At 62.8% G+C, this 19,397-nt stretch carries 17 protein-coding genes and 1 pseudogene; 3 read left to right on the top strand and 15 right to left on the bottom strand.

What is annotated here, in order from left to right:
- Positions 1-65 precede the first annotated feature (65 nt).
- Positions 66-551: a DUF992 domain-containing protein gene (locus tag ACVI1L_RS29985; protein WP_076826352.1), complete on the bottom strand. Its 486-nt coding sequence runs from the start codon at positions 549-551 to the stop codon at positions 66-68.
- A 440-nt stretch (positions 552-991) separates the two neighbouring features.
- Between ACVI1L_RS29985 and ACVI1L_RS29980 the strand changes: the two genes are divergently transcribed.
- Positions 992-1,627 (top strand): hypothetical protein, encoded by a 636-nt coding sequence (locus tag ACVI1L_RS29980; RefSeq protein ID WP_371852119.1) that lies wholly within the window; start codon positions 992-994, stop codon positions 1,625-1,627.
- 1,009 nt (positions 1,628-2,636) lie between these two features.
- Here ACVI1L_RS29980 and ACVI1L_RS29975 read toward each other — a convergent pair.
- From ACVI1L_RS29975 to ACVI1L_RS29960, 4 genes and pseudogenes are all read right to left on the bottom strand, one after another.
- Positions 2,637-3,317, bottom strand: a complete 681-nt coding sequence (locus tag ACVI1L_RS29975) for a cupin domain-containing protein (protein ID WP_253623980.1) — start codon at positions 3,315-3,317, stop codon at positions 2,637-2,639.
- A gap of 90 nt (positions 3,318-3,407) precedes the next feature.
- Positions 3,408-4,718, bottom strand: coding sequence for a tetratricopeptide repeat protein (locus ACVI1L_RS29970; RefSeq protein ID WP_253623981.1), 1,311 nt, complete (start codon positions 4,716-4,718; stop codon positions 3,408-3,410).
- The gene (locus ACVI1L_RS29965) at positions 4,715-5,590 is read right to left on the bottom strand and encodes a glycine reductase (RefSeq protein ID WP_456784550.1); all 876 of its coding nucleotides are present in this window, start codon (positions 5,588-5,590) and stop codon (positions 4,715-4,717) included. Before ACVI1L_RS29965 ends, ACVI1L_RS29970 begins: the two co-directional genes overlap by 4 nt.
- 19 nt (positions 5,591-5,609) lie before the next feature.
- A pseudogene (locus ACVI1L_RS29960) lies at positions 5,610-6,790 on the bottom strand (MFS transporter).
- A gap of 34 nt (positions 6,791-6,824) precedes the next feature.
- On the opposite strand from ACVI1L_RS29960, the gene ACVI1L_RS29955 reads away from it, so the two are divergent.
- Positions 6,825-7,850, top strand: coding sequence for an AraC family transcriptional regulator (locus tag ACVI1L_RS29955; RefSeq protein ID WP_456784549.1), 1,026 nt, complete (start codon positions 6,825-6,827; stop codon positions 7,848-7,850).
- A 134-nt stretch (positions 7,851-7,984) separates the two neighbouring features.
- Here the strand turns inward: ACVI1L_RS29955 and aspT (ACVI1L_RS29950) are convergent, their stop codons facing one another.
- Together aspT (ACVI1L_RS29950) and aspT (ACVI1L_RS29945) are read right to left on the bottom strand one after the other, a co-directional pair.
- Positions 7,985-9,679, bottom strand: coding sequence for an aspartate-alanine antiporter (gene aspT / locus ACVI1L_RS29950; RefSeq protein ID WP_456785627.1), 1,695 nt, complete (start codon positions 9,677-9,679; stop codon positions 7,985-7,987).
- A 26-nt stretch (positions 9,680-9,705) separates the two neighbouring features.
- Entirely contained in the window at positions 9,706-11,397 is a 1,692-nt protein-coding gene (aspT, locus tag ACVI1L_RS29945) for an aspartate-alanine antiporter (protein WP_057017161.1), read from the bottom strand.
- Between the two features lie 363 nt (positions 11,398-11,760).
- On the opposite strand from aspT (ACVI1L_RS29945), the gene aspD reads away from it, so the two are divergent.
- Positions 11,761-13,386, top strand: a complete 1,626-nt coding sequence (aspD, locus tag ACVI1L_RS29940; protein WP_168856808.1) for an aspartate 4-decarboxylase — start codon at positions 11,761-11,763, stop codon at positions 13,384-13,386.
- Positions 13,387-13,491: 105 nt separating this feature from the next.
- Here aspD and ACVI1L_RS29935 read toward each other — a convergent pair whose 3' ends face one another.
- From ACVI1L_RS29935 to ACVI1L_RS29900, 8 genes are all read right to left on the bottom strand, one after another.
- Positions 13,492-14,229, bottom strand: a complete 738-nt coding sequence (locus ACVI1L_RS29935; RefSeq protein ID WP_057017159.1) for an outer membrane protein — start codon at positions 14,227-14,229, stop codon at positions 13,492-13,494.
- 215 nt (positions 14,230-14,444) lie between these two features.
- The gene (locus ACVI1L_RS29930; RefSeq protein WP_157343962.1) at positions 14,445-14,690 is read right to left on the bottom strand and encodes a hypothetical protein; all 246 of its coding nucleotides are present in this window, start codon (positions 14,688-14,690) and stop codon (positions 14,445-14,447) included.
- 230 nt (positions 14,691-14,920) lie between these two features.
- Positions 14,921-15,214, bottom strand: a complete 294-nt coding sequence (locus ACVI1L_RS29925; protein WP_456784548.1) for an HdeA/HdeB family chaperone — start codon at positions 15,212-15,214, stop codon at positions 14,921-14,923.
- A 23-nt stretch (positions 15,215-15,237) separates the two neighbouring features.
- Complete coding sequence (locus ACVI1L_RS29920) at positions 15,238-15,534, bottom strand: HdeA/HdeB family chaperone (RefSeq protein ID WP_229189089.1); 297 nt, start codon at positions 15,532-15,534, stop codon at positions 15,238-15,240.
- Between the two features lie 53 nt (positions 15,535-15,587).
- Complete coding sequence (locus ACVI1L_RS29915; RefSeq protein ID WP_456784547.1) at positions 15,588-16,016, bottom strand: universal stress protein; 429 nt, start codon at positions 16,014-16,016, stop codon at positions 15,588-15,590.
- Positions 16,017-16,203: 187 nt separating this feature from the next.
- Positions 16,204-16,626, bottom strand: coding sequence for a hypothetical protein (locus tag ACVI1L_RS29910; RefSeq protein ID WP_456784546.1), 423 nt, complete (start codon positions 16,624-16,626; stop codon positions 16,204-16,206).
- Between the two features lie 29 nt (positions 16,627-16,655).
- Positions 16,656-17,540 (bottom strand): DUF2950 domain-containing protein, encoded by an 885-nt coding sequence (locus tag ACVI1L_RS29905; protein WP_456785626.1) that lies wholly within the window; start codon positions 17,538-17,540, stop codon positions 16,656-16,658.
- A 44-nt stretch (positions 17,541-17,584) separates the two neighbouring features.
- Positions 17,585-19,315, bottom strand: a complete 1,731-nt coding sequence (locus tag ACVI1L_RS29900) for a DUF3300 domain-containing protein (RefSeq protein ID WP_456784545.1) — start codon at positions 19,313-19,315, stop codon at positions 17,585-17,587.
- Positions 19,316-19,397: the final 82 nt, after the last annotated feature.

Raw genomic sequence — 19,397 nt, 5'->3', positions numbered from 1 at the left:
GAAAGCGCGCCACGCATTCGTCGAGCAATTCGGGACTGCACAAACGGCGGTCGGACGGCGGCGCGTCAATAGATCGGACGCAGTTGGAGCCCGGAGAGGCCGAGGGTCACATTGACGGCTACCGAGCCCTCCACCGAGACGGGCTGCAACGCAAATGACCGCCCCGAGCCACCGACAAGAACATTGACGCCGGCGCCTAAGCCGAGGCCGATGTCGCCTGACGCCCCGACATATTCGCCGGCGAGAGCTCCGGGCGGAGGGCCTGCCGTCGGGGCAAACACCGCCCAGGCGAGTGCGCCTCCGGCCGAAACGCCGATATCGATTCCGATGGTGTTGAGGGCACCTTCATAGAGTTGTGTCGGCAATGGCGGGTTTTGTGTAAAGCGACATGACATCGATTGATGGCCGAATATGACAAACCCGACGCTAGGGTCGAGCTTGCAAGCCAGCATGCCGATCTGGGTCCACGATGCCTGTTGGGCGCCTGCGGAGGACACAGAGCCGGACCATGCGCAGACGATGCAGAGAACAACCAGAATTCGTGCACGCATTTCGCTTCCCTATCATCTCGCAAAGACTCGTTGAACGCGGTCGGCGCTTGGTTCCGACCGCGTTCTGTTTTCGTAGATGAGCATGTGCAGAGCCGACGAGGCTATGCAAAATCGGCAATCCGAACCCGCCTTCAGGCCTTTTTGTCGCGTTAATCGGAAGCGGTTTGCGATGTTGGACGCTAGCCCTCCGTTACTTTTCGAAGACGGCGTTACTTGCGAAACCGCGCGAACGTTATTTGCAAGGACATCCCGACACCTGCCGCATGTCGGGCCATCAGCTCAATGCGCGCCGGGCCATGCTGAAAACGTCACAGTTGGACCGCTGCCGATTTTGCATAGGCGACGGGTTTTGCGCTGTCTAGGGTCCGCACCCACCAACCTTCCGGAAGCTTCCGGCCGATCGCAAGGAGAACGAGATCCGCAACAGGAAGGGCGTGCAGATTTGCTTGGCATTGCTGGCGCCGGCGTTACTGCTCGACATCGGGACCGCCCTGGCACAGAGTGATACGCACGGAAACCTGAAGACGATCGGCACGCCTTTTGCCGCACAAGCCCAAATTGTGCCGTCGCTCATCGTTCTCAATTCGCGGGGCGCAATGTTGCAGGGCGACAGCCTTGTCCTCACAGGGATTACGCCGAACTCGATCATATTCGCCGACCGACCCGTGCGCGCTGCGGGCCATCAGCTCACGGCTGATATCATTGCGGACTGGGGCGCAGGCAAGGACAGCTTTGCCAGCGATCCTCCGAACGCGACTGTTTCGGCTTTCAACAGCAAGGACGGCTCCGTCAAGGACGCCGTCGTCGTTCTGAAGAATCCGAAGCTGGACGGAGACAAGCTGACCTTCACCGTTCAGACGCTCGAGGGTGATCTCACCGGCGCGGACGGCGCAGCCTCGATCTTCATCGACATCATCGGTCGCCTCTTTACACCGCTCTCCTATGCGGGCGTCGCGCGACGCACGGCATACCGGGGCGCAATATATGCCGGCGCTGCTGCTGTCGGAGCTGCCGCCGTCGGAGCCGCCTACGCCCGGCCCTCTTGCGGCTATTATCCCTATCCTCCTTGTTACTGAACAGATCTCGCGCCGGGCGGCACCTATCCGGCGCCCGTGCAAGGACCAGCGATCACTCTGCGTCGCAACAGCCATCCCTTTTGGCGTTCCTCCACATCAGCGCGGTTCGCGGAACCGCATCGCCGTCGCGTCCCTCTTAGCTGGGGCCGATGAGACCAAAGCGTTCCGAGCGACGTCGGCGCGCACGGGTTTGCGTGAGGAAAGCGCGTCAGGAACGACAAGCCAGGAATTCCGGTCCTGCGGTCGCACCCCAAAACGAGGCGCGGTGAAAAAGTTGAAAAAGTATTGAGGGGCGAGATTCGGACAAGGACCGGCAGCGGCGCCCCGCGTTGGGCCACTATCGGGCGTGTGAAATCGCGGAAACTCGTAGTTTGGCGCGCAAAATCGTACGATTGGTAGCGGGGAGCGAATCGAACCCTGGTTCTGCAGCAAGCGATAGCCTGCGGCGGCGAGCAGAACAGATTGGCCGTTTTCCTCGCCCTAGTATCCCATTCTACGACGAGCACGTAATCGACCTGTACCATCGGATCTGCGCGCTGTATCGAATGGGGTGAAGGTACAGATATAACCTTACAGCAACCAGAAGCAGCGGAGAGAGTGGGAGTCAAACCCACGGTTTTCGACCATTCCGCGTCGAACAGCTGAGACCGCACTTAAGCACTCGCCTCGCCCTGCCCTCGGAAGTTCAGATCCAGGCACATGCGCCACAGGCCTGCGCACGTTGGCTGTGTTGAGATTTTTCTCGATCTCCCGGTGCACACGTCGTGCACACGCCATCATCTAACCGGTTGAAAAGCTTAAACTCTCGCTCCAATCCATCATCGGGGCGACGGGAAATTTCCATGTTATCTCAATTGCCTAGCCGCAACATCGGTTCAATGCAACATGATGTTTCGGAGCGCTGCCCGGCCGAAACAGGCCCGGCCCAACCAAAATATCGAAAACAACCCCATGCAAAGTAGCTTCGCCATTGCAGGGAGCTCAACGGAGGCGGTCAGAACTGTACCGGCTACCCGGGAAGTCGACAGACATCCGGATGCAGCAGCGGCGCCTCCTTGATCCAGATTTTCGCGCCCTGCGGGCCCACCGTCGCCTTCAGGTCGACGCCGGCGGGTAGCCGACCCCAGCCCGGCGGCTGCAGCGTCTCGTCCCCGATCGTTAGTCCCCCCGATAGAACAAAGAACTCGAGCCCGCGCGCGTTCGCAAGGCTGACGATTTCACCCGGCCGCCAGTCTTCAAGGCGGACCTCTTCGTGGCCGTCGTCAAATAGCACGCTGACGTTGCTTGCACCGGGGCGCGGCGCAACCTGTTGGCCCTCACCTGGCTGACGCACGACCTGGGTCCGGTCCTCGTCCCGGAACTGCCAGAGCCGCACGAAGATTGTGCAGCCGTCCTTCGAGGCGGGAACATGTGACGTCCCCGGAGGGTTGCGGAAGTAGCTGCCCGCGGGATAGTCGCCATGCTCATCCTGAAAGGTACCTTCAAGGACGACAATCTCTTCTCCACCGCCATGCGTATGACGCGGGAAGGCGCTACCGGGAGCATAGCGCACGATCGAGGTGGCGCGCGCGACCTCGGCGCCAATGCGGAACAGCATGCGCCGATCCACGCCGGCCGACGGACTGGCCACCCAGTCCAGCTTCGAGGCGTGAACGATAACAGGCTTCGACAGATCATCGTTGATGCGCATCGTTACTCTCCCTCAGGCTGCGCTATCCGAAACCCACCGCTTCTCCATTTCGGATCTCTTGACCAGCGCAGGTCCTAAACCAGGACACGTTCAGAACCCCGCGAGCGGAACGCCGCTCGCCGCATTCTGCGGTCGTCGTGACGCGATCAGCCGCCGCGCCTCGTCGGCGCGACCACTGCGCAGCAAGGCGCAAGTCACGGAATATTCCAGCAGGTCGCGCTGCGCGCGGCTGCCTCCAACCCTTTCATGGGTTGCCAGGACGGGCGTTAGCTCATCGACGACGCGTGTCCAGTCGCCCTTGGCCAAACCATCGAACCCGCGCGCGATGGGCACCACCATGTCCGCGGCGGGTCCCTTCGGGTTCTCGATGATCCTGGCCAAGGCCTCCGCATCGCCGGCCATTGCAAAGGCGAGCGCGCTGTGCATGTCGGCAAAGATGATCCCCGAGTTGGGAAACCACTTCGCCGCATACTGGCTGATCTCGCTCCACAGTTCCGGATATCGTGGCTCGCCCGCCATCTCGGCGCGCGCAAGGAACGAGGCGCAATCGGTGAGGACATTGATTTGCGGCCCCCACGAGCCGCCCGGATGCAGCGCCTCACGATAGATCTTCCAGGCTTGATCCCGCCTGCCGGTCTCCAGCGACCACAGGGCAAGATGCCAACTGATATGGCAATGCAGTTGCGCCTCGCGCGGGTAAGCGGCGTTCCATTGCTCGAGATAAGCCAGCCCCTCCTCGCGCTGTCCCTTCTCATAGAACAGATGGGCCTTGATATGCGCAGCGTGAGCGTTGCGGGGACAACCACGAAGTGCGGTCTCGATATTCCTGAAACCACTGTCGAGCCTGTGCAGCTCGATTTCGGCAAACGCGAGCACGGTTCGAAACCACCAGTCATCGCCGTAATGGGTTGCAAGCGGCTCCAGCATCGCCAGTTGCTCAACCTCGCGGCCGGACTTGCCCGAGAAGCCGATCAAGCCGAAGACACCGGTGGCCGGTGCCAGCACCATGGCATCGCGCGGCCAGTGCTTGATATGTTCGGCGATCGCCGAAACCGCCGCAGCGCCTTGACCACTCAGGATCTTGGCAAAGATCGCAATATGACCTTGCTCGCGCGAAGTCGTAGCAGGCGCCAGCGCGATCGCGCGTTCGAGCGGCGCTTTGACTTCGTTGCCGCGACCGAGCAGTTGCAGGGTTCGCGCAAGCGCAATGTGCGCCAGAGCAAAACCTTCGTCGGCGGCGATCGCGTCGCGGAATGCCTGGTCAATCCCCGACCCAGCCGAGAGCAGCTTGTCGACGCCGGCGACATATGCGTCGCGGGCGGCGGCAGAGCTTGTGCTCAAGGGGTTGCCGTACCGGTCTTCAAGAACGCCCACCCGATTTCCCATCGAACTCTCGGTCATTTTGATGACACTCCCTCCATGGAAACCTGCTTGGCCTTGGCTTGCCGCCGGCGGCGCTCGTCACCCAGCTTGAGCAGCCGCTCGCGATCCTCTGGATTTACTCTTCCATACCGGGGCCGCCAAAGGGAACCCTCCTCCTTCCACGCAAATGGCGCTTTCACAGTCGTTCGCGGCGCCGTCGCCGTGTCAAAAAGGGCGAGCGCCTGGCGCATGATTTCGCGCTGCATGTCCGGTCGCCAGGGATGCCCGCAAGGATTGCCCAGCGGGAAATCCGTGAAATAGAACCGTGGCACGCCGCAGTGCTCCACGACATCCTGCGCCGAGCCGACAATGACCGTCGGAATGCCGTTCGCTTCCAGATGCCGGGCCACCAAGCTTACGGTCTGATGACACACGGGGCAAAGGGGGCAAAGGATCGCAGCATCAGCCCCGTCTTTTCGAACCCGTGCCAGGATTTCAGGTGCATCCTCCGCGTTCGTTTTCCGTTGGCTGTATTCTGTCGGCACGCCGTGAAAGTGCCGGGGCAGTCCGACAAGGGCGCCCTCGCCGACCAATCCAAAAGCGGCTTCTACCGGCAGGAAGCTGCCCGGATCATTGGTGTGGGTCGATTCCTTGTCCCACGCAACGTTGTCGGTAAACAGCTTCCCGGGCGGCGGCGAAACCTCACCCGACCACACCCGTTTGACGCCGTCAAAATCCGGCGGACTGGCCGTGGTAATCAGTGCGATACGCAGATCCGATGACAGTTTGGCAGGTTTGATGAAAGGGACATCATCAAACCTCGCCCAGACATAGTCGTTGTCGTAACCAAGGGCACGGTAATATTGGCGCGTTCGCTCCATATATTGAACCGGGGTTTCCGCTACGCTCATGTGGATTCTCCTCGAGACGCTAGCTTGGTCGTGCGGTGGGCCGGTATGAAAAGCCGATGAGTGCCAGCAATGCGGCGACGAGTGGTGCGAACGACAGCATCAGGACGGTCGACCAGCCGAAGGACGACAGCAGCCCGCCCGACAGGAAGGAGCCGACGGTCATCGTGCCGAAGACCACGAAGTCATTGAGCGACTGAACGCGCGCCTTTTCCTCGGGACGATGGCACTCCAGAACCATCGCGGAGGCGCCGATGAAGCCGAAGTTCCAGCCGATCCCGAGCAGGCTCAGCGTCGCCCAGAAATGCACGACATCGATCCCGAGCAGGCCCACCGACGAAGAGGCCGCAATCAATACCAGCCCGACCGCGACGATCGCGGATGCGCCGAAGCGCGTGATCAAGCGGCCGGTCCAGAAACTCGGGGCGTACATCGCAATGACGTGCCACTGCAGACCGAGATTGGCCGATTCCTGAGGCAGCCCGCAGAGCTTCATCGCCAACGGGGCTGCGGTCATGAGGAAACTCATGAGCAGGTAGGAGACGACCCCGCAGATCACGGCCAGGATAAAGCGCGGCTGCCGGGCAATGACAGCGAGCGGCCTTCCGGCGTTGAGATGCGTTGCAGTCAGCGGAGGAAGCTCAACGCCCGCCAGAATAACCGCGGAGAGCGCCGCAACCACCGCCTGGCCGACAAACGTCGCGGCAAAGAGGTACGGCGCCCACAGATTCATGGTGTGCGTCACAAGCTGTGGACCGATCACACCGGCGAACACACCGCAGCCATCACGGCCGAGAGCGCGCGCGGACGCCGTTCAGGTGCTGCGCAATCGGCCGCCGCAAAGCGGAACGAGAGCACCACGGCCGCGTAGACGCCGCCAAAGAAGGTCCCGGCGCAGAATAGCGGGAATGACGCGTTGAGTACCGCCAGGACCGCAATCAAGCCTGCGAGGACGCCGCTGCCTGCACCAAGCAGGAATGTCGTGCGCCGGCCATAGCGCTGCGCGACAACGCCCGCCGGCAGCGTGCACAGAGCCATGCCGACGACAAAAACCGAGACAGGCAGCGTCGCAAGTGCCTTGGTGGGCGCCAGCATGTCGCCGACCACGGCCGCCAACGCGGTTGCGTAGACGACCGTGGAGTTGGCGCCTGCGAAAGCCTGGGCGACAACCAGCCTTGCGACATTGTTGCGCTCGCGGCGAATGGCGGTCGGCGCCTCATGGGTGGGAACGGAAAAATTGAAGTTCACGTTGCGGCTTGCTCCGCCGTTAGATGTCCGTCGATGGGACGTCGCCGATCAGACCAGTGGCCGATCCACCGGGCCGTGGATCACCGCGTCGGAGTTAAGGAGAAATCGCTGGACTTTTCTTTCTACAGATTGCCAATTTATGTCGATGAAACGTCACATTTCGCCAGGGAATGCCGGCTGGAAGACGGTCGATGCCCCGCAGGGCCTCGGATCACCGAAGCCTTTGATCGTTCGGGTGCAGTCTCTTCCCGCGAGGAGCTACTTCGCCGAACACAGTCACAGCTGGAATCAGCTGGTCTACGCGATCTCAGGCGCGCTCACCGTGAAGGCGGATGGACGGCGCGTCGTCATTTCTCCGGAACAGGCCGTCTGGCTGCCGGCCGGTACGAAGCATTCGGTCGGCTCGCTGATGGGAGCGGAATTCCGGAGCCTCTGGGTCGCCAATGCTGCCAGCCAAGGCATGACTTCGCGCACGACCGTCATCCATGTGTCCCCGCTCCTGCGGACGCTCATCGTGGAAGCCGCGTCGCTGAAAAGCGAGGATCGTCGCTACGCCGACCGCGTTATCGCGCTCATCCTCGATCAGTTGCGGCGGGCGACGCCGATCTCGGCAGCGTTACCTTGGCCCACCCACCCGGGCTTGCTGGCCCTCTGTGAAACCCTCTACGCCGATCCTGCGAATCCGCGCCACGCCGAGAGATGGGGGCGTGAGATTGGCATGTCGCCGCGAACCTTGACGCGGCACTTCGAGCGCGAAGTCGGCATGAGCTTGCGTGCATGGCGTCAGCGTCTCCGCCTGCTCAAGGCTATCGAATTGTTGGGCAGCGACCTGCCGATCACAGAGATCGCGTTGCGGCTGGGTTACTCATCGGCCTCCGCATTCATATTCATGTTTCGCTCTGAAATGCGCGTTAGTCCCCTGCAACATCGGCGCAGTCTGGGCCACGCGGCCAGCAGAGGGACTTCATCAAGGCATCGATCCGGATCTCGAGATTCGCCCCGCCGGGCGCGCTGACCCTTCAGCCGCAGGGACTCGTTGGAAACCGCGGTTCAGTTCGGAACAGGCGGAATACGGTCGTCCGGACCAGGGGGACGCTCGCTTGTGCGCCGCTCTCAAAGGCGAGGTAGGCGCTAGCCGTCCCTGCCCCGTCATCCAGCGAAAACGACGACCATAATCGATCCCCAGGTCGTCAGCAGAATATTGGAGATCGGATAGGCGGGCGTGTAGCCGAGCACCACCACGGAGCTGCCCGAACGCTCCTGAATGGCGGCCATCGCGGCCGTGACCGTCTGTGCGCCGGTCAAAGCGCCGAGCATGAGGATGGGGTTCATGCGCAACACGAAATGGCCGAAACAGAAGCCGACGATCTGCGGCAGCAGGGTTACAAACATGCCACCCAGCAGCAGGCCGACGCCCGACTCCCGTATGGCGGAGAGGAAGACCGGACCGGCATGGATCCCGGTCAGGCCGACGAAGGCAGCCAGTCCGAGCGACGTCATCAGGCTGATGGCGCCATCGGGGATCCGGCCGAAATACGGCAGACGTGTGCGGAGATAGCCGACAAGAAGTCCAGCGAGCAGCGTACCGACGCTGGTGCTCAGCGAGATCGTGACGCCACCAATCGAAAAGCTCAGGAGCACGCCAACGAGGCCGCCGAAGAAGATCGCGAGCCCCAGCACCACGAAATCGATGCTGGTGCTTGGCTCAACGATGACGCCGATGCTCTTGGCTGCATTCTGCACCACCGATTCAGGACCGACGACGCGAAGCATATCGCCGCGCTGCAGGACAACGCCGGCCGCGATGGGGAGAGCTTCATCGCCGCGGCTCAACGAACGCAAGTAGAGGCCGCGTGCCCAGCTCTGTTCCGACGCCTGCTGCAGACTGCTGCCTGCGAGCTCCCGGTTGATCAGGAACACGTCCGCCGAGATCACGGGGATGTCGAGCAGCTCGCGGTCCTCCACCTCCTCGCCGCGCGGTCCGATCAGTTCGACGATGGTCTGGCGCGGCGCCGACAGCGCGATGATATCGCCGGCCGCGAGCACCGCTCCAGGCTCTGTCTCCAAGATGCGCTCGCCGCGACGAATGCGGTGGATGAACACGCGTTGCCCGGGCACACGAGCTTCGGCGGCGGCCACCGACAATCCGGCGATCGCCGCCTGAGCATCCAGCCGGTAGGCACGCAATTCGAATTTGCGCCAGGCAGACGCCAGGCCGGGCTTGGCGCGCGTGATGCCCAAGGTCTGCTCCAGCTTGAGCGCCTCCGCCTTCAGATCGATCTTCAGCAGCGCCGGAACGATCAGGGTGCAGAATGTGATCACGCCGGCATAGCCGAAGATGTAGCAGACCGCGTCGGCCACCGCGATGTGCGAGACCAACAACGCGCGCTGTGCTTCGGTCACGGCGAGCCCATTGACTGCATCAGTTGCCGTACCCATCGCCGCGCTTTGGGTGAGCGCGCCCGACATGAGCCCGGCTGCAAAGCCGGCGTCGAGTCGCAGCACGCGTGCCGCGACGATCGCTGCCGCAAGCCCGGTGAGGCTGACGACAACGGCCATCAACATCGGCTTCAGCCCGTCGCGCTTCATCGCCAGCATGAATTGCGGACCGACCGAATAGCCCACCCCGAACAGGAACAGCAGGAACAGGAACGATTTGGTCATGCTGGAGACGGGCACATGCGCGAAATCGCCGACCGCGAGTCCTGCGAACAGCGCGCCCGTCACCGGGCCGAGGCTGAAAGCGCCGATCTTGAAGCTTCCGATCCAGTAGCCCGCGGCGATCACCAGGAACAGCGCGAGCTCCGGATACCGAACGAGAAATTGCGCCAGCCAGGTCAACATCGTCTCAACACGGTCCCGCGCCGCGGCTATGTCATCATCATCACCAGCACCATGCCCCAGATCGTCAGCAGCGTGTTTCCGACCGCATAGGTGACGGTGTAGCCAAGACCGGGAATCTGGCTCTTCGCGCGGTCGTTGATCATGCCCAGCGAAGCGGTCGTGGTGCGCGCGCCAGAGCAGCATCCGAGCAGGATCGCGTCGTGGAAGCGGAACACGTATTTGCCGACGAACATCGCCAGGATCAGCGGCACGGTGGTCACGACGACGCCCCAAAGGAACAGGCTGAAGCCGAGCTTTTGCAGGCCGGCGACAAATCCCGGGCCCGAGGAGATTCCGACCACGGCAATGAAGACGTTCAGGCCGACCGAGTTCATGAACCACACGGTGGGTGACGGGATGCGGCCGAAGGTCGGGTGCACGGACCGGAGCCAGCCGAAGAACAGACCTGAGATCAATGCGCCGCCGGAGGTGGACAACGTCAGCGGCACGCTTCCGATCTTGTAGACGAAGGCGCCGACCAGGGCGCCGATCGCGATCGCAGCCCCGATGAAGGCGACGTCGGCAACATCGGTTGCACGGTCCGGCCGGCCCAGCATCTTTGTGGTGGCAGCGACATCGGACGTGCGGCCGACCAGGGTGAGGATGTCGCCCCGATTGATCTTGGTGTTCGGCAGGATCGGAATCTCGGTCGCGATCGCCCCCCGGGCGATCTTGCGCAGGAATACGCCGCGAGCGCCCGGTTCCTTGGCCAGTTGCTCCAGCGTCTTGCCGTCGACGTCCTTGCTGGTCACGTAGACATCGACACCTTCGATCGGCACCGCCAGCAGCTCGCGATCGTCAACTTCCTCGGCCTGCTCGCCGATCAGCTGCACCAGCACATCGCGGCGCCCGGCGACGGCGACGACATCGCCGGCATGTATCACGGTGTCGGAGGTTGCCTCCACGATCTTGCCGGCTTGCCGGAGCCGGAGGACGAAGATGCGATGATCGGGAAGCAGCGCCTCGGCCTGCCCGACGGTCTTGCCGGCGACGGGTCCGCGCTCATGAACGCGATAGGCGCGCACATCGAACTGGTGCCAGGCCGTCCCTGGGCCGCCCAGCTCCTTCTTGCCGCCATGCTCCTCCTCGTATTTCTTGCACGCGGCTTCGAGATCGATCCCGAGCAGCGCTGGTCCGAGCAGCGCCAGCACGATCGCCGACCCAACCGTGCCGAAGATATAGGTCACGGCATAGGCGACCGGCATGGCATCGAGCAGCTTCTTGGCTTCGTCCGCGGGCAGACCAAGGCGATTGATGGCGTCGGTCGCGAGTCCCATCGACGCGGAGATCGTCTGCGAGCCGGCATAGAGCCCGATGGCCGATCCGACGTCGTAACCGGCGACCTTGGCGCCGAGATAGGCGGACAGCAGACAGAAGACGCAGACCACGGCCGCGAAAATCGCCTGCGGGACGCCGTCCTGCGCGATACCGCGCACGAATTGCGGTCCGACGCCATAACCGATGGCGAACAGGAACATCAGAAAGAAGAACGGTTTCAGCGGCCCTGATATGGTGATCCCGATCTGGCCGATGATGACAGCGGCAACCAGTGTCGCGGTGACCGCGCCCAGTCCAAGCCCCTTATAGGTGAAGGAACCGAAATAGTAGCCCAGGGCCAGCGAGAGGAAGATCGCAATTTCGGGATAGGTGCGGAGCGTCTGGAAGAGCCAATCGATCATGATGTCACCCGTTCATGCTGTCCCGGGGCTTCGGCGTGCGACCGCTTCGATCTCGTGCGGGGGGTGCCGAAAAGGGCGAGCAACCGTATCGGTCGACATCAGACGGCGGTTGGCGAGCAGGATGTTGATCTATGTCAACCGCAGCTGCGAGAGCCTCGCGATTTCATGATCTTGCCGACACCACACATGTGCCGCGCACTCGCATCGTGAGCGACTATCCGTCGCAGCATCGCATCGCCTGCGCGTGACCGTTGACATAGATCAAGGCTCGTAACCGGTCGCCGATCATGCTGCGCGCGATTGCGCAGGCAACGGAGCCTGTCGCCTCCATTCCAACAGCACGCATCGCCCCGGGAGTGTCAAATGGCCGATCTTCTGACCCTGAAGAAATTCGAGGCGTTGAGCCCCTTCGAGATCAAGGACGAGCTGATCAACCTCGCCAAGAGCAATTCGAAGCGGAGCCAGATGCCCTTCCTGAACGCCGGGCGGGGCAATCCGAACTGGGTGGCCACGACGCCGCGCGAAGGCTTCTTCCTGCTGGGACAATTCGCCATCACCGAGAGCAAGCGGGTGATGGAGCACCCGGCGGGCATCGGCGGCATGCCCCAGGCAAGCGGCATCGCCGGCCGGTTCGAAGCCTGGCTCAAGCAGCACAAGGACATGCCGGGTGCGAGCTTCCTGACCGAGATGCTGCCCTTTGCGGTCAAGAAATTCGGCTTCGACCCGGACGCCTTCGTCCACGAGTTGGTCGATTCGATCATCGGCGACAATTACCCGGTGCCGGACCGCATGCTGGTGCACAACGAAAAGATCGTGCACGAATACCTGATGTGGGCGGTTTGCGGCGAGCCCCGGCCGGCCGGAAAATTCGACATCTATGCGGTCGAGGGCGGCACGGCGGCGATGTGCTACCTCTTCAAGTCGCTGAAGGCCAACCGGCTGCTGGTGCCCGGCGATACGATCGCGTTGGCGACGCCGATTTTCACGCCCTACATCGAGATGACGCACCTGGAAGACTACGACCTGAAGGTGGTTCAGATCAGGGCTCCGCAGGAGAACAAGTTCCAGTTCACCGACGAGGAGATCAAGAAGCTGGAGGATCCGAAGATCAAGGCCTTCTTCGTGGTCAATCCGTCCAACCCTCCGGGGATGGCGTTGAGCAAGGAGACGGTTGCCAAGCTGGCCAATCTGGTCAGGACCAAGCGCCCCGACCTGATGATCCTCACCGACGACGTCTACGGCACCTTCGTGCACGGGTTCCGTTCGCTGCTGGGCGAGCTGCCGCACAACACCATCGGCGTCTACTCCTATTCGAAGTATTTCGGCTGCACGGGATGGCGGCTCGGCGCGATCGCCATCCACGAGGACAACATCTTCGACAAGATGATCGCCAAGCTCCCGGACGAGGCCGTCAAGGCGCTCGACAAGCGCTACGGGCCGCTCACGCTCGAACCGCGCAAGCTCAAGCTGATCGACCGCATCGTCGCCGACAGCCGCGACGTGGCGCTCAATCACACTGCGGGCCTGTCGTTGCCGCAGCAGGTGATGATGAGCCTGTTCTCGCTCGCGGAGATGATGGACGAAAAGAAGGCCTATCAGGCCGCCTGCATGGAGATCGTCAACAAGCGCCTGTGGTCGCTGCTCGATGGCCTCGGGCTTGCCGACAAGCTGACCCCGAATCCGAGCTATGATGCCTACTACGCCCTGATTGATTTCGAGTTCTGGGCCCGAAAGAATATCGGCGACGAGGCGGTTGAATACCTGAAGAAGAACGTCCATCCGCTGGACCTCGCGTTCAGGCTGGCTGAAGCCCACGGGATCGTGCTGTTGAACGGCGGCGGATTCGATGCGCCCGAATGGTCGCTTCGCGTCTCGCTCGCGAACCTGCCCGACGATGTCTATGACGATATCGGGCGCGGTGTTCGGACCATCGCCAGAGGCTATCGCGACGCCTACGAAGCAGCGAAGGGCGCAGCCGCAAAGCGCTGACAGCGGCGCTTGCCGCACTTCGGACATTTGGTCCGGTAGCCGCCAAAACTAAAAGAAAGGCCCCGGCAAGAATGCCGGGGCCCAAATTACATCCATCCAGGGAGATCAGTATCTGGCGACGACCGGCCCACCGAACCGATAGTTCAGGCGGATCGTCAGCAGATCCACATCCTGTCCGATCCGGTTGGCGGCGCCGGCCACGATGGGATTGACCACCGAGAACGTGTTGTTGGCATCGCCCATGAACAGACGGTCATATTCGAGCCCGACGGACCAGTTCGGGGTGAACCCGTACTCGAAGCCCACGCCGACGGTACCGCCCCAACGGGTCGATGTCGCCGACGCGACCCCGATTCCGCCGACCGTGGTAAAGATGTCATAGCGATTGCTGGTGACCGCTGCACCGCCCTTCACGTAGAACAGCGCGGCATCCCAGGCCCAGCCGAGCTGGCCGGTGAAAAGGCCCAGTCCGTCGGTCTTCGTTGTCGTCGAGAACCTCGGATCGATCAGGCTGAGGCGCGAGCTCTTCAGGTCCGCCCAGTCACCCTGCCCTTCCAGGCCGAACACGAACTGGCCTGCCTGCCAGCGATAGCCGAGTTGTCCGCCGAAAACGCCACCGGAGCGCGAGCTGCACCCGTCGGCCACGACACCTCCCAGGGCGGGGAGGAAATCCCAGCAGGTGCGGCTCTCACCCCAACCGCCGTTCGCACCGATATAGAAGCCGGTCCAGTTGTAGACCGGCGGAGGAACCGGCACAGGCGCCGCCTTGACGGCCATGTCAGCCGACAACGCCGGCGTGGCCATGCCGATAATCGCGGCGACAGAAAGCAAAAATCTCTTCATGGAATGATCTCCGGGTCTCTTCGCGTTAAATCGAGAACAGCAGTCCTTGCGCTCGCCCAATCGGGGCAGTGATCGAAGCCTAGATGTGAGTCACGAAAAGGCGCGTGCCAAAATGGCAACACTCAAGGGCAAACCAACACCGTGCTTGGGCTGTGCTTTCAACATTCGGTGCAGCACGAAGCTCGTGCTGCCGGAGAGGAAGCGCCGGAGCCGACTCACTGTTCGACGAGCCAATCGGCGATGTTCTGCGAGGGGATCAATTGCCTGGGGAGGTGCGGATTGATGGTGCCGGCAAACACGACCAGCCCTTCGTCCAGTTTTGACCGTGCGAACGCCTTGGCTTCCGATTCGCTGGCAAATGTCCTGGTCTCGCGAGGACTGCGCGCCCTTCGAGCCAGCAGACCACGTCGGCGAATCTCATAAGTGACATACCAGATGGCCGACACCGCGACACCGGGCAAGAGCAAACAGCCTTAGCGACACACCATCTGGCCGGTGGCCGCGCCTTGACCTTGGTCAAGGGCCCGGACCGTACAAATACGGGCGCCACGGCCCGAGTTGAGGGACAAGCGATTCGATCGGAAGCGCGAGTGAACCACAAGCCTGCCGACCGTTGGCATCGCCGGCTTCACCTCCGACCCGAGAAGGACAAGGATGCTGTCCGCTGCCTGCGCGATCGCAGCGACGATGGTCAGCGCCAGTTCTTTTGCATCGCATTCATCACGGTGTCTGTCTTGTGCGACTTGCAGTACTTGCCGATGACCTTGCCGTTTCGCTCGACGTAGCGAAAATCGACGACGGTCAGGTTCTTCGATGCGCTGAAATAGCCCGACATCCAGGAGCTGATCAGCATTTGTCTTTCCTGGTCCGACTCCAGCAGTTGCTTGCAGGTAATGAGGGACAGATCGACGACGACTTGGGCTTTGGCCACGACGCTCGTGGCGAGCAGTGCAACGGTCGCAACGGCAAGAATCGATGGTTTCATTGTTATCTTCCAATCCTGTTTGATCACTGGCCGGCCGTAGAGCGCTCAAGGCCGGCCATCACGGTCTGAGTGGGATTGGTCGCGCACCACGCCTTCACGCTTGCGACATTTCGCGCATACGCGTTGAGATCGACGAAGACGTATCCCTTCTTCTGATTGAACCAGCCGCTCATCCAGGCAGAAAATACGGAAGAATCGCCCGGGGACATGGCGAGGTATTGCGAACAAGTTATCCGCGCCATATCGACGCTCGTCTGCGCCTGCAGCGGGCCGGATAGCGTCGCACCGGCAAGAGCCAGGCACACAGCGATTTTGTTCATTCGATTTCTCCCAAGCTCCATGCACAGTACTTTCCATCCAGCGATCTGCACGCTCACTGACAGACAAGGACCGGAGTCTTTGCTTGCGTCAGCACCTTATTTGTCACACTGCCGATGAGCAGCATGGAGAGCCCGCTGCGCCCGTGCGATGACATGACGATGAGATCGCAGCCCTTGTTCTCGGCTGCTGCGATAATGGCTTGATGGGGTTGCCCGCTCTCGACCTGGCTTGTCTCGCAGGGCACACCGGCCTCCCTGGCCGCGTGTGCGGCGCGATCCAGCGCGCTCGTGGCCTCTTCCTTGCGTATCTCGGCAAATCTCGCGAGCAGCTCACGGTACCGTCCTCCGATTTCAGAGAGCGGCTCAACGACGAAGATGACCGATACCTTGGCTCCGAGGGATTTCGCCAGCGCCAACCCGTGCTTCACCCCATGCTCCGCCAGTTCCGACCCATCTGTCGGAATGAGAATGTGCCGGTACATGCTTAGACCTCCCGGTTATCTGGATGACGTATCGCCTCCCGTCAGGTGCAAGCTGCACCTGCGCCTCGGACCCGGCCTTGAGATAGATCAATCCATCGCTCAGTGCCGCACCCCGGACGCCGGTCGTCGCTCGGCGGAGGCACCTTCCACCTGCGGCCATCTGAGGCAGGGCGAATCGAGCCCGAGCTCAGCGCAGCGAAATCGTGAGCCCGCCCAGATTGGCGGCAAATTCCAGCCCTGCCTTCGGCCCTTTGAGCATCAGAACCACGCCGTTTTCATTTCGCAGGCTCACCCCGCCCACGCCACCAGCCCATGCGCCACCTGCTCCGACCAGCGCGTAGCTGCCGGCGAAATCGTTGACGTCCCTGATGCCTGAGGCGGTGCCCTCCAGCCAGGTCACCGACGCACCGGCACTCACGCCGAGGCTGAAGCCGGACGCGATGAACCGATAGTGCCGCCCGCGGTAGGTCAACGTGCCGCTGCCGCCGCCGCCGCCCACGACGAGCGCCGCCTTCACGAACTTGACCTGGACGTGGCCGACGGCCTGCGCGAAGCATGGCGCGACCAAGAGGACCATCGCGACAAGCGCCAGTACGACGGAACGGATCATGGACCGCGTCACTGCAGCCCCCTCCTCGCTCAGGGATTTGTCGGATCCACTTTCTTCCAGGTCTGATCCGGATCGAAAGCGATCATGCGCTTGGCGAGGAAATCGGTGCGTGAGCCGAGATCCTTCTGATAGACCGTGCCTGCGTGGTTGACCAGGAAGGTCATGACGCCGGAATTGCCGTACTCGGCGGGATAGGCGACCAGCGCGAATCCACCGATCATCTTGCCCTTCACGACATAGTTCAGCGCGCCGCCCGGGGCGTCGGAGCCCTGTGCCTTCAGGATCCGATAGTAGTAGCCGTGGTACGGCATGCTCTGCTCGCCGACCTTGTAGCCTTCCGCGGCGGCCTGGGCCGCCAGTTCGCCGAGCGGGCTTGGATCCTTGTCGTCGCGCCAGAACAACCCGTCCGTCTTGCCCGGCCTGCTGACGATGCGCTGCGCATAGGCGCCCACACCCTCGCCGCGATCCTTCTCTGCGTATTCGTTCTGTGCGTCGACATAGGCAAGACTGGTCTGGATCGCGGCCAGCTCATTGCGGCCGATCCTGCGGTAGAGGATTTCGCGCCGCCCCGCGGCGGCGTCGAAACTCCAGCCGTCATTGTTGTTGACGAGCGGGATCGGGAACGGGAAATCGTCCCTCCCCAAAATCAAGGTGGCCTTCTTGTTGCCGTCAGCCTTGATCGAATGCTTGGCGTCGTAGGCAGAAAGAAAGCTCTCTCGCGCATTGGCGTCGGCGACATCGTCGCCCGACTCGATGATATCGGCGGCATCGCGGCCCAGCACCTTCAGCATCGCCCGGCTGGTGCCGGCCTTGACGGCGGTTGCCAAGGCGGACGCCGCGTCTTCCGGATTGGGGAAGCCTTGCTGGGCGCGCGCAGGAGACAGCAGCAAGGCGAGTGCTGTTGCCGCGGCCATGCCGATGGAGGCAATACGATCCAGTCGCGAGTATGAGGGGCCTGTCATCGTGATGCCTCCGACGGGGATGGAATCTTCGCGCCGGCCGCAAGCCAGTCGTTGTAGCTGCGGAACTTGAGCCCAAGCTTGTCGTAATAGACCCTGAGATAGCCGTCGGCGCCGCGCGTCACCGCCGCCGGCATGACCTGCTCGACCTCCTGCGCCATCACGCCGACATAGGCTTTCCTGCTACCGAGATAGCTGAAGCGATAGTAGCCGAGGCCGTTGGCGAGATGTCCGAGCAGCTCGATATCGTGCTTGAGCGCGATGTCGGAGCGTCGTCCACCGCCGCCGCCGCCGCGGAAGCCGCCACCTCCGCCACCACCGCGGAAGCCGCCTCCGCCCCCGCCACGGCCGGCAAAACTTGCGCCGCCGCCGCCGCGCGGCATGCTGGCCATGCTCGATCGCCCGCGCGCCGATGCCGCCGCAGCTGCCCGCCCGGACGATACGTTCATGGCGCCACCGCGACTGCCACCGCCACGATTCGCCGCTGCTGCGCGGTTACCGGCATTGCCGCGGTTGGCGGCCTTGGCGCGATCGCCGCCGCCCTTGGCCTTGTTGCCGGCACCGGCGCGGTCGCCGCCCTTGGCGCGATCGGCGGCACCGGCACGGTCACCGCCTTTGCCGCGATCGCCCGCACGGTCTCCGGCGCGGTCGCCTCCACGGTCTCCAGCGCGATCTCCCGCACGATCTCCGGCGCGATCACCCGCACGGTCGCCGCCGCGGTCTCCTGCCCGGTCACCTGCGCGATCTGCACCCTGGCGATCGCCCGGATTGAGAACCTGCTGACCGTCACGGCCGCGAAAATTCATCCGATCGCTGGCACCGGCCCGATTGGCGTTGCCGCCGAAGCGCTGCTGGACATTGCTGTTGTTGTAGCGAACGCCCTGGCGATGCGCCGGATTGTGCTGCCAGCCATTTGCGATGTTGGTGGTCCGATGATTGACATAGACGTTGCGATTGCCCCAGTTGAAGCCGCCACCCCAATAATTGCCCCAGCGCCCGATCGCCCAGCCGGCGCCGAAAGCAAGACCTGCCGCGACAACACCGGCGCCGATATAGGACGGATAGCCGAAATAGTACGGCGGGTACGCGGCATACGGCCACGCGCCGTAGACCGTGGCGGGATCGTAATAGGGCACATAGACGGTGTTCGGATCGGTCTGCTCGATGACGATGACCTGCTTGTTCTCCTGGGTCTGGACGCTGACCTTCTGCTGCTTGGTCGTCACCAGCTTGTTGTTGGCCTGCGCCTTGCTGCGCAGCCGCTGGATCGCGTCCATGACGTCGGGCTGCTGCGCCAGCACGGCATCGCCCAGGTTCTTCGTCCAATCGATCTTGTCGCTCATCATCGCGAGCACGTCGGCGGTGCTCGTGAGCGCCTTCACGCTGTCATCCCAGGCCTGCTTGTCGACCTCGGCCTTCAGCGCATCCCCTTTCAGGCTCTTGCGCTCCTTGAGCCAGCGATCGGCCTGCACGACCTCGAGCGGATAGGTCGACGCCGCCAGCACGTTGGCGAGCAGCGAGTCCGGGTAAAGCGCGATCGGCGCCACCAGGGCTTCCAGCTGTTCCGGCTTCAGGAGCTGATCGGTCGGCTGGGTTGCCGCAGCCGGCTGGCTAGCCTGGGCGGGCGGGCTGGTCTGGGCGGGCGGCTTGTCAGCCGTTTGCGCGAATGCGGCAACGGACGTCACCGACACCAGCACAACCGCGAGCAGAATCTTGCCCCAACGGAACATCGCGACCTCCATCGACACCAACGGTCGACAGCATCGGCCACGATCCCCTCCCCTCCTTGATCGAGATCAAGGAAACTGTCCT

It is taken from the genome of Bradyrhizobium sp. USDA 4516 (assembly GCF_054055915.1).
The sequence above is the reverse complement of the archived record's forward strand: the minus strand, read 5'-3'. Positions and strand labels throughout refer to the sequence as shown.

Excerpts from the sequence above, each read along its gene's own strand:
- aspT (WP_456785627.1), bottom strand. The coding sequence starts at position 9,679 with ATGTTGACCTGGCTGGCGCAATTTCTCGTTCGGTATCCGGAGCTCGCG.
- ACVI1L_RS29910 (WP_456784546.1), bottom strand. The coding sequence starts at position 16,626 with ATGATCCGTTCCGTCGTACTGGCGCTTGTCGCGATGGTCCTCTTGGTC.
- aspD (WP_168856808.1), top strand. The coding sequence starts at position 11,761 with ATGGCCGATCTTCTGACCCTGAAGAAATTCGAGGCGTTGAGCCCCTTC.
- ACVI1L_RS29920 (WP_229189089.1), bottom strand. The coding sequence starts at position 15,534 with ATGAACAAAATCGCTGTGTGCCTGGCTCTTGCCGGTGCGACGCTATCC.
- ACVI1L_RS29985 (WP_076826352.1), bottom strand. The coding sequence starts at position 551 with ATGCGTGCACGAATTCTGGTTGTTCTCTGCATCGTCTGCGCATGGTCC.
- ACVI1L_RS29935 (WP_057017159.1), bottom strand. The coding sequence starts at position 14,229 with ATGAAGAGATTTTTGCTTTCTGTCGCCGCGATTATCGGCATGGCCACG.
- ACVI1L_RS29965 (WP_456784550.1), bottom strand. The coding sequence starts at position 5,590 with ATGAGCGTAGCGGAAACCCCGGTTCAATATATGGAGCGAACGCGCCAA.
- ACVI1L_RS29975 (WP_253623980.1), bottom strand. The coding sequence starts at position 3,317 with ATGCGCATCAACGATGATCTGTCGAAGCCTGTTATCGTTCACGCCTCG.
- aspT (WP_057017161.1), bottom strand. The coding sequence starts at position 11,397 with ATGATCGATTGGCTCTTCCAGACGCTCCGCACCTATCCCGAAATTGCG.
- ACVI1L_RS29915 (WP_456784547.1), bottom strand. The coding sequence starts at position 16,016 with ATGTACCGGCACATTCTCATTCCGACAGATGGGTCGGAACTGGCGGAG.
- ACVI1L_RS29900 (WP_456784545.1), bottom strand. The coding sequence starts at position 19,315 with ATGTTCCGTTGGGGCAAGATTCTGCTCGCGGTTGTGCTGGTGTCGGTG.
- ACVI1L_RS29925 (WP_456784548.1), bottom strand. The coding sequence starts at position 15,214 with ATGAAACCATCGATTCTTGCCGTTGCGACCGTTGCACTGCTCGCCACG.
- ACVI1L_RS29970 (WP_253623981.1), bottom strand. The coding sequence starts at position 4,718 with ATGACCGAGAGTTCGATGGGAAATCGGGTGGGCGTTCTTGAAGACCGG.
- ACVI1L_RS29905 (WP_456785626.1), bottom strand. The coding sequence starts at position 17,540 with ATGGCCGCGGCAACAGCACTCGCCTTGCTGCTGTCTCCTGCGCGCGCC.